Genomic DNA, 14,306 nt, shown 5'->3' on the forward strand with positions numbered 1-14,306 from the left:
GCCCCGGAACCCATCGGTTCCGGGGCTCGGTGCCGACCGCTGACAGGTGAGGGAAGAGTTCCGTGCAGTTCCGCCAACAGGCCCTTTCCAAGCTGCAGTCGCCCGAAACGCTCGATCTTCCGGTGCGCTTCGCCCGCCCGCAGGGCCTGCTCGTCCTCTGCGTCACCGTCGCCGTGATGGCCGCCGCCTGCTTCTGGGCCGTGACGGGCTCCGTCGCCAGCACACTCGACGCACCCGGCATCCTCACCCATTCCCGCGGCAGTTACATCCTGCAGAGCCCGGTCGCCGGGCAGATAACCGAGGTTCTCGCCGACGAGGGCGAGACCCTCCCCCGGAACTCCCCCCTGCTCAAGGTCCGTACGGAGCAGGGTGAACGCGTCGTCCGTACGATCGACGCGGGCCGGCTCACCTCCGTCACGGCCACGATCGGCGCGGTGGTCACCACCGGCGCGGACGTGGCGAGCGTCGAACGGATCGACGGCGCCGACGACCCCCTGGTCGTGCTGCTGTACGTCTCCGGCAGCAGTGCCGCTTCGGTCCCGGTGGGCGCCTCCGTCGACCTCACCGTCCAGTCCGTGCCCGCCCAGCAGTACGGCGTGCTGCGCGGCAAGGTGGCCGCGGTCGGCAGGGCCGCGCAGACACAGCAGCAGATCACCCGCTTCCTCGGCGACGCCCAGCTCGGCGAGCAGTTCTCCCGGCACGGCAGGCCGTTGGCGGTCCTGGTGAAGATCGAGCGCTCGGACTCCACGGAGTCGGGCTACCGCTGGTCCTCGGCCGAGGGCCCTCCGTACGCCATCGGCTCCATGACCCTGGCCACCGGCTCCGTCCGTCTCGCCGACCAGCGCCCGATCGATTGGCTGCTCCCGTGACCGCACCACACCCGTCCCCCACCGCCCAGCAGCTGCCGCCCCCGGGCCGCGGCAGGCACCGTCCGGAAGGGGCTCCGGCCAACAGGCGGCGGTCGCGCCCCGCGCCGAAGCCCGGGCGGACGAAGACGGTACACACCCCCACCGTGCTCCAGATGGAGGCCCTGGAGTGCGGTGCGGCCTCGCTGGCGATGGTGCTCGGTCACTACGGCCGCCATGTGCCGCTGGAGGAACTGCGGATCGCCTGCGGCGTCTCGCGTGACGGCTCACGCGCCAGCAACGTGCTCAAGGCGGCCCGCAGTTACGGCCTCCAGGCCAAGGGCATGCAGATGGAACCGACAGCGCTCGCGGAGGTCCGGGCGCCCGCGATCCTGTTCTGGGAGTTCAACCACTACGTCGTGTACGACGGCATGGGACGCCGCCTCGGACGGCGGGGCGTGCACATCAACGACCCCGACAAGGGGCGCCGGTTCGTACCCACCGAGGATTTCGACACCAGCTTCACCGGAGTCGTCCTCGTCCTCGAACCGGGCGAGGACTTCGAGCGCGGCGGCCGGAAGCCCGGCGTCATGGCCGCGCTGCCGGCCCGGCTGCGCGGTACCACGGGCACGATGCTGGTCGCACTGCTCGCCAGCCTGCTGCTGGTGGCCGTCGGCGCAACGCTCCCGGCCCTGAGCCGTACATATATCGACATGTTCATGATTGGTGAACAGACCTCGCTGCTGGGCGTGCTGTTCGCCGCGATGGGCAGCATGGTCGCCCTCACCGTCGTACTGACATGGCTGCAGCAGGCGAACCTGCTGCGTGGGCGCATCATCTCCTCCACGCTCGGCAGCGCGCGCTTCTTCCGGCACCTGCTCAGGCTGCCGGTCACCTTCTTCTCGCAGCGCAGCCCGGCCGACCTCGTCCAGCGCCTGCAGTCGAACGACGGCGTGGCCGAGACGCTCGCCCGGGATCTCACCTCGGCCGGCGTGGACGGCATCGTCGTCCTCCTCTACGCGTTCCTGCTGTGGACGTACGATCCGCAGCTGACCGTCATCGGGGTGGGGATCGCGCTGCTCAACGTGGTCGCGATGCGGATCGTCATACGGCTGCGGGCCACCGGCACCCAGAAGCTGCGGGCCGACAGCGCACGGCTGACCAACACCTCGTACACCGGTCTCCAGCTGATCGAGACGATGAAGGCCACCGGTGGCGAGAACGGGTACTTCCGCCGCTGGGCCGGGCAGCACGCGACGACCCTGGAGGAGCAGCAGCGCCTCGGGGTGCCGAGTGCCTGGCTGGGCATCGTCGCCCCCGCCCTCGCGACGCTCAACAGTGCGCTGATCCTGTGGATCGGCGGCCTGCGGGCCGTCGAGGGGCACATCTCGATCGGTCTGCTCGTCGCCTTCCAGGCCCTGGTGACCCGCTTCACCGCGCCACTCACCCGGCTCAACGGGGTGGCGGGCCGAGTGCAGGACTTCGCGGCCGACGTGGCCCGTCTCAAGGACGTCGAGAACTTCCCGGTCGACCCGCTGTACTCCCGTCGTGAGCCGGCCGCGAGCACGCGCCGCCTCAAGGGCCATGTGACGCTGGAGGACATCACCTTCGGTTACAGCCCGCTCGACAAGCCGCTGCTCACCGGTTTCTCCCTGTCCGTGGGGCCGGGGCAGCAGGTGGCGCTCGTCGGCGGCTCCGGCAGCGGCAAGTCGACGGTCTCGCGGCTCATCTCGGGGCTGTACAGCCCGTGGGAGGGCACGATCCGCATCGACGGGCAGCGTCTGGAGGACATACCCCGGGGCGCTCTGGCCGCCTCCGTGTCCTTCGTCGACCAGGACGTCTTCCTCTTCGAGGGGACGGTCCGGGACAACGTGGCGCTGTGGGACCCCTCGGTCCCGGACGAGGCCGTGACCGAAGCCCTGCGGGACGCCGCCCTGTTCGACGTCATCGCCCGCCGTCCCCGTGGCATCCACAGCCGCGTGGAGCAGGACGGCCGGAACTTCTCCGGCGGACAGCGTCAGCGCCTGGAGATCGCCCGGGCTCTCGTGCGCCGCCCCAGCATCCTGGTCCTGGACGAGGTCACCAGCGCGCTGGACGCCGAGACGGAGCGGATCATCATCGACAACCTACGGCGACGCGGTTGTGCCTGCGTCGTGATCGCACACCGGCTGAGCACCGTGCGCGACAGCGACGAGATCGTCGTCCTGGACCACGGGACCGTCGTGGAGCGCGGCCGGCACGAGAATCTGGTGGCCGCCGGAGGCCCTTACGCCGATCTGGTCAGGGAGCACTGACGTGGCATCCGTTCATCCCCTCGCGGGCACGGAAGCGCCTGGGCAGGACCCGGTCATCGGCGCGCTGGGGGCTCTCGGCGAGCCGGTCGACTGCACCGGGCTCCGGAGTCTGTCGCTGGAAGGGCCCCAGGTGCTGTGGCTCGTCGTGGGCGGCGCCCTCGACCTGTTCGCGGTGGACGCGGTGGAGCAGGGGCACTGGCACTTCCTGGGCCGGCTCGAGCCGGGCACCCTCGTCCTGGGACCGGTCGAGGGACCGCAGCACACCCTGGTCGGGAGGCCCCTCCAGGAGTGCGTGCTGCGCCGGATCCCGCTGCGTGAGCTGTACCGCCCTGAGTACGCGGGCCAGGTGGCGTACGAGGGGCAGTACCGCAGCCATTACGACACCGGTGACGCCACGCTCAGCCTGCTGGAGCACGCCTTCTCGCTCGGTGTGGGCCGCAGCCAGCGTGTGCTGTTCGAGGCCCCGCTGGACGGGCGGACCACCGTCGACGAATCGGTGGGCGACGACGACATCCTGTGGCTGCCGGTGTCACCCGGCAGCGTGCAGTACGGCGCCGCGTTCAGCGCCGAGGCCGCGGGCGATCTGCTCGTCGACCCGGCGATGTGGCAGGGAATGGTCAATCAGCAGTACCGCCTGCTCTCGGCGCTGGACCGCTGGATCGAACAGCTGGAGCGCGCCCACGAGGACCGGACCGCTGCGGGCATGAAGGCGGGCGAGGCCGTCCGCAAGGAGGCCGACCACGCGCTGCTGACCTCGATCGGCCGGTCCGGGAAGGGCGCCTCGCTCGGGAAGGGGGCCTCGGACGACGCGGTGTACGCGGCCTGCCGTCTGGTGGCCCGGGATTCCGGGATCGTCCTCGCGGAGCCCGCGACGGGCGGGGCCGTGAGCGACCGGATCGACCCGGTCGAGCGCGTCGCGGTCGCCTCGCGCATCCGTACCCGCGCGGTGCGGCTCGACGGGCGCTGGTGGCGGGACAACTCCGGTCCGCTGGTCGCCCACCGGGCCGCGTCCGGGGCGCCGGTCGCCCTGCTCTGGCGCCGTGGCCGCTACGAGGCGGTCAACCCGCTGACCGGGCGGCGGGCCCGTATCGACAGCACCTCCGCGCAGGAGTTCGACGAACGCGCCGTGATGTTCTACCGGCCACTGCCGGAGCAGCCGTTGAGCAAGCGGCAGCTGCTGCGCTTCGGTCTGTTCGGTACCCGGGGCGACCTGCGCAAGCTGGTGCTGGCGGGACTGGTGACGGTCGCACTGGGGTCGCTGGTGCCGATCGCGACCGGCAAGGTGCTCGGCGTGTACGTACCCAACGCCCAGAACGCCCTCATCGTGCAGGTGTCGCTTGCCGTCATCATCTCCGGTGTCGTCTCCGCGGCCTTCATGCTGCTGCAGAACCTCACGATCCTGCGGATGGAGGGGCGGATCGAGAGCACGCTTCAGCCCGCGGTCTGGGACCGGCTGCTGAGGCTGCCGACGAAGTTCTTCACCGGGCGCTCCACCGGAGAACTGGCGAGTGCGGCGATGGGGGTGAGCTCCATCCGCCGGGTGCTGTCCGGCACCGGTCCCGTCGTGGTGCAGGCGGGCACGCTCGGGGCGATGAATCTGGGCCTGCTGCTCTGGTTCAGCGTCCCGCTGGCGCTCACCGCCGTGGCGATGCTGGTGGTCATCGCCGGGGTGTTCCTCATCATGGGCATGTGGGAACTCCGCTGGCAGCGGCGGCTGGTCGTGCTGGGGAACAAGCTGAACAACCAGGCGTTCCAGACACTGCGGGGCCTGCCCAAACTGCGGGTAGCGGCGGCGGAGAGCTTCGCGTACGGGGCGTGGGCCGGGGAGTTCGCCCGCAGCCGCGAGCTGCAGAAGCGGGCCGGCCGGATCAAGAATATGACGACGGTCCTCAACGCGGTCTATCTGCCCCTGTGTTCGCTGGTCATCTTCGTGCTGCTGGCGGGCCCCGCGCGCGGGTCCCTGACGGCCAGCGAGTTCCTGACGTTCAACACGTCCGTGACGATGCTGCTGACAGCCGTCACCCAGCTCACCGGGGCGTTCGTGTCCGCCGCCGCGGTGCTGCCGATGTTCGAGCAGATCAAGCCGGTGCTCGACGAGGCACCCGAGGTACGCGGCGCCAGTGTCCAGCCGGGCGTGCTGTCCGGGGGGATCGAGGCCAGAGGAGTGTCCTTCCGCTACTCCGACGACGGTCCCGTCGTCCTCGACGACGTGTCGCTGACCGTACGGCCGGGCGAGTTCGTCGCGATCGTGGGACCCAGCGGGTGCGGCAAGTCGACGCTGCTGAGGCTGCTCATCGGCTTCGACGATCCGGTCTCGGGCAGCGTCCTCTACGACGGTCAGGATCTGACGGCGCTCGACCAGGCGGCCGTGCGCCGTCAGTGCGGGGTCGTCCTGCAGAACGCCCAGCCGCTGTCCGGATCGATCCTGGACTGCATCTGCGGCGCCGAGGTCTTCACCCAGGAGGAGGCGTGGGAGGCCGCCGCGATGGCGGGGCTGGCGGAGGACATCAAGCGTATGCCGATGGGGCTGCACACGATGATCTCCGGCGGCGGATCGATCTCCGGGGGGCAGCGCCAGCGGCTGATGATCGCCCAGGCGCTCGTCCGGCGCCCCCGCATCCTGTTCTTCGACGAGGCCACCAGCGCGCTCGACAACGAGACCCAGCGCACCGTGATCGAGAGCACCAAATCCCTGCGGGCCACCCGCGTCGTGATCGCTCACCGGCTGTCCACCGTCCTGGACGCCGATCGCGTGATCGTCATGGCGGACGGCCGTGTCGTCCAGGAGGGGCCGCCCGCCGAACTCCTCGCGGACACGGGCGGGCAGCTCCACGAACTGGTGCGGCGCCAGATGAGCTAGCACCCGTCGTCCGGACCGGCCGAGGCCGTCAAGTGGCGGAGGCCCGGACCGCCTACGACCGTCGCCCGCCCGGCCTGGGGACCTCCACCGCGTCGCGGATGCTGGCGCGTGCCGCCGCGGCGACGGCTTCGGCGGTGATGCCGAACTCCTCGTACAGCCGCTCGTAGTCGGCGGACGCGCCGTAGTGCTCCAGGCTGACGATCCGGCCGGCGTCGCCGACCACCTCTCGCCAGCCCTGACCGACGGCGGCCTCGACGCTGACGCGGGCGCGCACGTCCGGCGGCAGCACCTCGTCCTGGTACGACAGCGGCTGCTCGGCGAACCACTCACGGCAGGGCATCGAGACCACGCGGACGGCCAGCCCTTCGTCGGCCAGCAGCTTGCGGGCGCCGAGCGCGATGTGGACCTCGGACCCCGTCGCCACGAGGATGACGTCCGGGGCTGTTCCGGAAGCCTCCACCAGGATGTAGGCGCCGCGCGCCGCTCCGCCGGCAGGAGCGTGGACACCGTCGGCGCGGTCCAGCACCGGGAGGTTCTGCCGGGTCAGGACGAGACCGGCGGGACGGTCGGTGTGCTCCAGGATCGTCCGCCAGCAGGCGGTGGTCTCGTTGGCGTCACCGGGGCGTACGACGTCGAGTCCGGGGATCGCCCGCAGCGCGGCCAGGTGTTCGACGGGCTGATGGGTGGGGCCGTCCTCACCCAGTCCGATCGAGTCGTGGGTCCACACGTAGGTGGCGGGGAGCTTCATCAGGGCGGCGAGGCGGACGGCGGGGCGCATGTAGTCGCTGAACGTGAGGAACGTGCCGCCGTAGGGGCGCGTCAGGCTCTGCAGGGCGATGCCGTTGAGCACCGCGCCCATCGCGTGCTCCCGGATACCGAAGTGCAGGGTCCGCCCGTAGGGCCCTCCCGCGAACTCCCTCGTCTGCCGGTTCGTGGGGATGAAGGAGGGCTCGCCGTCCATGGTGGTGTTGTTGCTGCCCGCGAGGTCCGCGGAGCCGCCCCACAGCTCGGGCAGGACCGGTGCCAGGGCGGTGAGCACCTGGCCGGACGCCTTGCGGGTGGCCATGCCCTTCGCGTCGGCCGGGAAGTCCGGAAGGGCATCGGTCCAGCCGTCGGGCAGTTCCTGCTCCCGCAGCCGGTCCAGCAGGGCCGCCCGCTCCGGGTTGGCGGTGCGCCACTCCTCGTATGTCCGGTGCCAGCGGTTCCGGGCGTCCTTGCCCCTCTCCCCGACCGCCCGGGTGTGGGAGAGGACCTCGTCCTCGATGGGGAAGTACGTCTCGGGGTCGAAGCCCAGGAGCCGCTTGGTCCCGGCGACCTCCTCGTCCCCCAGGGCCGCCCCGTGCGCCTTGCCGGTGTTCTGCTTCGTCGGGGCCGGCCAACCGATGATCGTGCGCAGCATGATCAGTGAGGGCCTGGACTGCTCGGCCTTGGCCGCCTCGATCGCGGCGAGCAGTGCGTCGACGTCCTCGACGTAGTCGCCCGTGCGGGTCCAGTCCACAGTCTGCACGTGCCATCCGTACGCGGCGAAGCGGGCCGGAACGTCCTCGCTGAACGAGATGTCGGTGTCGTCCTCGATGGAGATGTGGTTGGAGTCGTAGAACGCCACGAGGTTGCCCAGTTGCTGATGACCGGCCAGCGACGCGGCCTCGGACGCGACGCCCTCCATCATGTCGCCGTCGGACGCCAGCACGTACACCCGGTGGTCGAAGGGGCTGGTGCCCGGCGCGGCGTCCGGGTCGAGCAGACCCCGCTCCCGGCGTGCGGCCATCGCCATCCCGACGGAGGCGCCCATCCCCTGGCCCAGTGGACCGGTGGTGATCTCGACCCCGCGGGTGTGCCGGTACTCCGGGTGGCCCGGGGTCGCCGAGTCCCAGGTCCGCAGTGCCTTCAGATCGTCCATCTCCAGGCCGTAGCCGGCCAGGTAGAGCTGGATGTACAGCGTGAGGCTGCTGTGGCCGCACGAGAGGACGAAGCGGTCCCTGCCCAGCCACTGGTCGTCGGCGGGGTCGTGCCGCATGACCTGCTGGAACAGCAGGTAGGCCAGCGGCGCCAGACTCATCGCCGTGCCGGGGTGGCCGTTGCCGGTCTTCTGGACGGCGTCGGCGGCGAGCACCCTCACGGTGTCCACCGCGCGCAGGTCCACATCGCTCCACCCCGCCCGCACGGCCACGGGAAGGGCCAGCCCGGGGTCGCGGGGTGCGGTGCTGCCGGAAGAGGATCGCTCGGGCGCCATGGTGTTGTCTCCCTCGGATGTCGCTTCTCGGTACGACGGGACCGGTCGGTGCGGCTCGCCACCCCTCGCATCCTCTGTTCCCTCGTCGCCCTCCGCACCCGGAGCGGGAACCGGCGGTGCGGTGAGGGCCCCGATGCCCACCGGCGGAGTGCCGGCTCGGGTGACGGGGGCGCACCGCGCCCCGCCGACCGGTCGCCTACCCCCTGCCGTGCCTGGCAGGCGCGTCCCACCGCACGCGGACCAGGTCGAGACCCTCACATTCCAGGAGGCGCCGTCCGGCGGCGGCGGATGTGGCACAGTCGTGCCGGTGGATGAGCTGCGGCCTCAGGACCCCTCGCGCACAGGCGCCTATCAGCTACTCGCCCGTCTCGGCGCCGGCGGAATGGGGCAGGTGTACCTCGGCCGCTCCCCCGGTGGGCGGCTGGTGGCCGTGAAGGTGATCCGGGACGAGATCAGTGATCATCCGGAGGCGCTGGCCCGCTTCAGGCGGGAGGCCGCCACCGTGGAGGCCGTACGCAGCGCCTACACCGCCCAGTTGATCGAGGCGTCGCTCGACACCCCGCCCTACTGGCTGGCCACCGAGTACGTGGAGGGGCCCACCCTGCGCGGGGCGGTGCAGGCGGGCGGACCGTTCCCGCCCGACAGCGCGCTGAAGTTGTTCGCCGCCCTCGCCGAGGGGCTGGCAGCCGTCCATGTACACGGAGTCACCCACCGGGATCTGAAACCGCAGAATGTGATCCTGTCGCCGCAGGGGCCGCAGCTGATCGACTTCGGTATCGCCCGAGGGCTCGGCCGGACGGTGCTCACGAAGGACGGGACGGCGCCGGGAACCCCCGGGTTCGCGGCGCCCGAGGTGGTCCTGCGCAACGAAGTCGGCCCTGCCGCAGACGTGTTCGCACTGGGTGCGACGCTCGCGTACACGGCGACCGGCAGACCTCCCTACGGATCCGGGGACGCCGCGACGGTGAGCTACCGGGCGGTGCACGAGGACATCGACCTCGACGGCGTGAGCCCCGCACTCGCCGCGCTGGTCCGGGCGTGTGTCGCCAAGGATCCCGCGGACCGGCCGGACCCGGCGACCGTGATCGCACGATGCGCGGTGGATTCCGCGCTCGCGACGGACTCCCACTACCGTTCGCTGGCCCACGCCGTCGTCACAACCGCGCGGGGCGACGCGGAGACCGCTGCGCGGGGCGACGCGGAGACCGCCCCTCTGCCGGCCGACGCGGCGGAGCAGGACGAGGCGGCCGTGTCCACCGGCCCGCCCGGCCCGACCCCGTACGACGAACCGGACCGTCGAAGGCGCCCTTCCCGCACCGGTCGCCGGGGGGCGCTCGGGCTCGCGGCGGTCGCGGCGGTGCTGGCCGCGTCGGCGACGGCCTGGCTGCTCTCGGGGCCGCCGCACGACCGGGCGACCGAAGCGGGGCCCACGGACGGCACGGAGGTGTCCCGCCCGCCCGCCACCACCGCACCCGCCGCACCCGCCGCGGGGCCGCCCGACCACATCGTGAGCGACGGGAAGTCGCAGGAGCGCTGGACCCTGTCCGAGGACCCTGCGCAGGCGGCCCAGGGAATCGGGTCCTGCGACCTTTCGGACCTGGCCATGGCCTCGCTGCCGGTGGAGCTGCAGTCATCCGTCTCGCACACCACCGGCTCGGACACCGCCTCGGTGGAACTGCGCCCCAGGAACGCGGGCGAGGGGAAGCGGCCGGCGCCCTACTACATGGCCGTGGGTGTCCGTCCCCCGCACGGGATCGATCCCGCCACGGGCCGTCCCACCCGGTCCGTCGGCAAGGGTGTCGGCTTCACCGCCGAGCCCGTCGACATCTTCTCGAAGTGGTCCTCGGGCGGCACCATCACCTTCCGGTATCCCGACGACTTCCGGGCCCACCTCGAAGACCGGACCGTCGACGCCGTTCCGGTGGGCGACGACCGGGGCGACTGGACCGTGGTGCTGTACCACGTCGAAGGCGGCCCCGAGCAATTCACCCCCGTCGTGTGCAACGGCTTCCACGCCTGAGGGGTCGGCGGAGACCAATGGTTCGCCGGGCCGGACGCTACGAACTTGTTCGTTACGAACATGTTCGTTATCGTCGAGAAGTGACTCCGCGAACCCCAGCCCCCCGCAGCCGCCGCGAACGCCCGGCCAAGCCCGCCCTCACCCACGACGCCATCGTCGCCGCCGCGGTCAGGCTCATGGCCGCCGAAGGGCTGCAACGCGTCACCATGCGCCGACTGGCCCAGGAGCTCGACACCGGCCCCGCGTCGTTGTACGTGTACGTGGCCGGCACGGCCGAACTGCACGCCGCGATCCTCGAGACTCTGCTCGGCGAGGTCGACCTCACCCCGGCGGCCGGCGAAGGCGACTGGCGCGACCGGCTGGCGCAGGTGCTTCTTTCGTACACCCGCGTCCTGTTCGACCACCCCGGTCTCGCGCACTCCGCCCTCGTCGCCCGGCCCTCCGGACCGCATTACCTGGCGCTCGTCGAGACGATCCTCGCCCTCCTCCACGAGGGAGACGTACCCGACGGGCAGGCCGCCTGGGGCGTGGACGTACTCCTCCAGGTGGCCACCGCCACAGCGGCCGAGCAGTCCGTGCGCGCCGGCGACCCCGACGCCGAGGACGACCACAACGCACTCGTCGAGGCGCTCGGGCAGGTATCCCCCCGCACCCATCCACGCATCGCCGCGCTCGGCGCCGACCTGTCCTCCGGCACCCCGCAGCAGCGCCTGGCCTGGATCTTCCGGGCGGTCGTCAACGGCACGGCCGGCACTCCCCGGGGCACCGGCTGAGGCGGCGGGGAGTCCGCACACCACCCACCACCGGCCCGGCAGAAAGCGAAGGCATCACCATGAACACCACCCCGCACCAGCCCATCACCATCGTCGGCGCCGGCCTCGGCGGCCTGGTCCTCGCCCGCGTCCTCCACCTGAACGGAATCGAGTCCGCCGTCTTCGACCTGGACGCCGACCGGGAAGCGCGCACCCAGGGCGGCATGCTCGACATCCACGAGGAGACAGGACAGGCGGCACTGCGCGCCGCCGGCCTGTACGAGGAGTTCCGGGCCCGGGTGCACCCCGGCGGCGAAGCCCTGCGCGTGCTCGACAAGCAGGCCCGCGTCGTGCTGGAGCAGAAGGACGACGGCAACGGCGACCGCCCCGAGATCGACCGGGGGGACCTGCGCGATCTCCTGCTCGACGCCCTGCCGGAGGACACCGTCCGCTGGGGTGCCAAGGTCACGGGCACCGAGTCCCTCGGCGGCGGATGCCACTCCGTGACGCTCGCCGACGGCGCCACGTTCACCACCGGCCTGCTCATCGGCGCGGACGGCGCCTGGTCGAGGATCCGTCCGCTGCTCTCCGAGGACCGGCCCGCCTACACCGGCATCTCCTTCGTCGAGCTGGACCTCCTCGACGCCGACGCCCGCCACCCCGAGTCCGCCGGTCTGATGGGGGGCGGGATGTTCTTCGCCCTCGGTGACGACAAGGGCTTCCTCGGGCACCGGGAGACGGACGGAAGTCTGCACATCTACACGGCGCTGCGCGCCGCCGAGGACTGGCTGTCCACCATCGACTTCGCGGACACCGAGGGCGCCAAGGCCGCGCTGCTGGAGCACTTCGCCACCTGGGCGCCCGGTCTGCGCAGGCTGGTCACCGACGCCGACGGCCCGCTGACCCCCCGGCTGATCCACGCGCTGCCCGCCGGGCACCGCTGGCAGCGCGTTCCCGGTGTCACCCTGCTCGGCGACGCCGCGCACCTGATGTCCCCGTTCGCCGGGGAGGGCGCCAACCTCGCCATGATCGACGGCGCCGATCTGGGCCTGGCCATCGCCGGGCACCGGGGAAACACCGAGGCAGCGCTTTCGGCCTACGAGGCGACCCTGTTCCCGCGTAGCGAGCGGACCGCCCTGGAGTCCGCGCAGGGCCAGGAAACCCTGTTCAACGACCGGGCCCCGCAGCCGCTCGTCGACATGTTCTCCTCGTTCGAGGCATGACCGGCCGTTTCGCCGCCTTGCTGGGCGCGCCGCCCCTGGTCTCGGCCGGCAGAGAACAGTCGGGGCAGGTCGCCTGGATCCACCCGGTCAGCAGGAGCACACCGCTCGGCCTGTGCATTCCCTCCCCGCCGAATCCCGCCCCTCAGGTGCGCGCGCACTGACGACGTCATTGTCAACAATATCGTCAACTCCTATTGCCCCATGCGGGGCGCCGGGCTACGTTCCTTGCTCGTGGCGCCGCTCCCCCACGGGGTCGCGGTGGCAACATCCCCATGCCCCGAGCGAGTTGGAGACCGAGCATGCTCCTGCGGTTGAGAGGGCGCCGGTGGAAGCCGGCCGCCCTCATACCCACCTTCGCCGCCCTGGTCGCACTGGCCACCGGTGCGGGCGTCGCCCTCGCCGACGGCGGTACCGAGAGCCGGGCCGACAGCTCCCAGGTCTCCGCCCCGGCGAGCGCCGAAGCCTCCGGTATCGCACCGGCGATGGCCTGCGCCGACGTCGCCTCACTGGATCTGGCAGCCGCCGTCCCGGGCGTACCCTTCGCCATCGGCTCGGCCACGGAGCTCGCCGCCGGCAGCAACACACTGGGCGACTGGGCGGCCTGTCTCGTGAAGGGCGTGATCGCGCCTCAGATCCACTTCGAGATGCGTCTGCCGAAGTCGGGCTGGCAGGCCGACTACCTCCAGCTCGGCTGCGGCGGCCTCTGCGGCAACGTGAGCACGGGCAGCGCCCCCGCTTCCGACGGCTGCGTCCCACTGACCACGGGCGCGTTCGCCGTCGCCTCCAGCGACGAGGGCCACTCCCAGGGCGGCGGGCTGTTCTCCACCGACCCGACTCTGCGCGCCGACTTCGGCTACAAGTCCGACCACCAACTCGCGCAGGCCGCCAAGGAGATCGTGAAGAGGTACTACGGCCGGCCCGCCGAGCACGCGTACTTCGACGGCTGCTCGCAGGGCGGTCACCAGGGGCTGACCGAGGCCCAGCGCTACCCTGAGGACTTCGACGGCATCATCGCCGGGGCGCCCGCCAACAACTTCACGGCGCTGAACACCTTCTCGCACGCCTGGACCGCCCAGTCTGTCTTCCTGAACGGCGGTCCGGCCACCCTCACCACGGGCGACCTCGGGCCGCTGCACTCCGCCGTGCTGAAGGGCTGCGGCGCCACCGACGGAATCATCGCGGACCCGCTGAGCTGCTCCTGGGACCCGGCCGGCATCCGGTGCGGGGCGGGACAGGCCTCCACGGCGGCCGACTTCTGCCTGACGGCCGATCAGGTCACCACCGTGCGCCGTATCTACGCCGGGCCGACCGACAAGCACGGCAGCCTGCTGTACCCCGGTTACCAGTTGCGCGGCTCCGAACTGAACTGGGCCGGAGTCATCGTGCCGAGCACGCCCACCGGATCGACCGGCGACATCAGCTTCGTCAAGGACACCATTCGCTACCAGGTCTTCGACAGCCCGCAGCCTCATCTGACGTACAAGGACGTCAAGTTCACCGAGGCCTACTACAAGAAGATCATGCGTCCGAACGAGGGCGTGTACGACGCGACGGACCCGGACCTCAGGGCGTTCGAGGCAGCCGGCGGCAAGCTGATCCTCTGGCACGGGCTGGGCGACCAGCACATCCCCGCCGTCGGCACCATGGCGTACTACAAGGCCGTGCAGAAGGCCATGGGTGGCGAACGGGCGACCGAGGACTTCGCCCGGCTGTTCCTGCTGCCGGGTGTCGCCCACTGCGGCGGCGGCCAGGGCCCGGGCTCCTTCGACGCACTGACCGCGCTCACCGGCTGGGTCACCGAAGGCAAGGCCCCGAGCCGCCTGTTGACGAAGTCGGCCGACGCCGACGGACACACCGTCGCCACCCGCCCGGTCTACCCCTTCCCCTACGTCGCCACGAACACGACCGGTGGACCGGCCGACGAGGCCGGCAGCTACACCCCGGTCAGGTCCGCCGCGGAGGCCGGGCTGACCCTGGACTGGCTCGGTTCGTTCCGCTCCGGCTACGAGACGGTCGGCAACTGGGTCGACGGCCGTTGGGTGGTGACCAGGAGCAAGGCCTGATGCCAGGGTGCGGGCC

General features: G+C 71.5%; 9 protein-coding genes. 8 read left to right on the forward strand and 1 reads right to left on the reverse strand.

Annotated features, from left to right (window positions below):
* Positions 1 to 62: 62 nt before the first annotated feature.
* Genes ACFWFI_RS31260 through ACFWFI_RS31270 form a run of 3 tightly spaced genes read left to right on the forward strand, consistent with a single transcriptional unit; the run spans position 63 to position 5,999 of the window.
* Positions 63 to 869 (forward strand): HlyD family efflux transporter periplasmic adaptor subunit, encoded by an 807-nt coding sequence (locus ACFWFI_RS31260; protein ID WP_387396681.1) that lies wholly within the window; start codon positions 63 to 65, stop codon positions 867 to 869.
* Positions 866 to 3,139: an NHLP family bacteriocin export ABC transporter peptidase/permease/ATPase subunit gene (locus tag ACFWFI_RS31265; RefSeq protein WP_387396683.1), complete on the forward strand. Its 2,274-nt coding sequence runs from the start codon at positions 866 to 868 to the stop codon at positions 3,137 to 3,139. The genes ACFWFI_RS31260 and ACFWFI_RS31265 overlap by 4 nt, the downstream gene beginning before the upstream one ends.
* 1 nt (position 3,140) lies before the next feature.
* Entirely contained in the window at positions 3,141 to 5,999 is a 2,859-nt protein-coding gene (locus ACFWFI_RS31270) for an NHLP bacteriocin export ABC transporter permease/ATPase subunit (protein WP_387396685.1), read from the forward strand.
* A gap of 52 nt (positions 6,000 to 6,051) precedes the next feature.
* Here ACFWFI_RS31270 and tkt read toward each other — a convergent pair whose 3' ends face one another.
* Positions 6,052 to 8,232 carry a transketolase gene (gene tkt, locus ACFWFI_RS31275; RefSeq protein ID WP_387396687.1) on the reverse strand — a complete coding sequence of 727 codons (2,181 nt, stop codon included), beginning with the start codon at positions 8,230 to 8,232 and terminating at the stop codon, positions 6,052 to 6,054.
* Positions 8,233 to 8,539: 307 nt separating this feature from the next.
* Here tkt and ACFWFI_RS31280 point away from each other — a divergent pair, with 307 nt between their 5' ends.
* The 5 genes from ACFWFI_RS31280 to ACFWFI_RS31300 all read left to right on the forward strand — a co-directional run bounded on the left by ACFWFI_RS31280 (position 8,540) and on the right by ACFWFI_RS31300 (position 14,290).
* Positions 8,540 to 10,252 carry a serine/threonine-protein kinase gene (locus tag ACFWFI_RS31280; protein ID WP_387396689.1) on the forward strand — a complete coding sequence of 571 codons (1,713 nt, stop codon included), beginning with the start codon at positions 8,540 to 8,542 and terminating at the stop codon, positions 10,250 to 10,252.
* 80 nt (positions 10,253 to 10,332) lie between these two features.
* Positions 10,333 to 11,025 (forward strand): TetR/AcrR family transcriptional regulator, encoded by a 693-nt coding sequence (locus tag ACFWFI_RS31285; protein ID WP_387396691.1) that lies wholly within the window; start codon positions 10,333 to 10,335, stop codon positions 11,023 to 11,025.
* 59 nt (positions 11,026 to 11,084) lie between these two features.
* A complete protein-coding gene (locus tag ACFWFI_RS31290; RefSeq protein WP_387396693.1) occupies positions 11,085 to 12,227 on the forward strand; it encodes an FAD-dependent oxidoreductase in 1,143 nt (380 codons plus the stop codon).
* Entirely contained in the window at positions 12,224 to 12,388 is a 165-nt protein-coding gene (locus ACFWFI_RS31295; protein ID WP_387396695.1) for a hypothetical protein, read from the forward strand. Before ACFWFI_RS31290 ends, ACFWFI_RS31295 begins: the two co-directional genes overlap by 4 nt.
* Before the next feature lie 138 nt (positions 12,389 to 12,526).
* Positions 12,527 to 14,290, forward strand: a complete 1,764-nt coding sequence (locus ACFWFI_RS31300) for a tannase/feruloyl esterase family alpha/beta hydrolase (protein WP_387396697.1) — start codon at positions 12,527 to 12,529, stop codon at positions 14,288 to 14,290.
* The last annotated feature ends 16 nt before the right edge of the window (positions 14,291 to 14,306 follow it).

Origin of the sequence: Streptomyces sp. NPDC060209 (genome assembly GCF_042728155.1) — a bacterium.
Classification (GTDB): Bacteria; Actinomycetota; Actinomycetes; order Streptomycetales; family Streptomycetaceae; genus Streptomyces.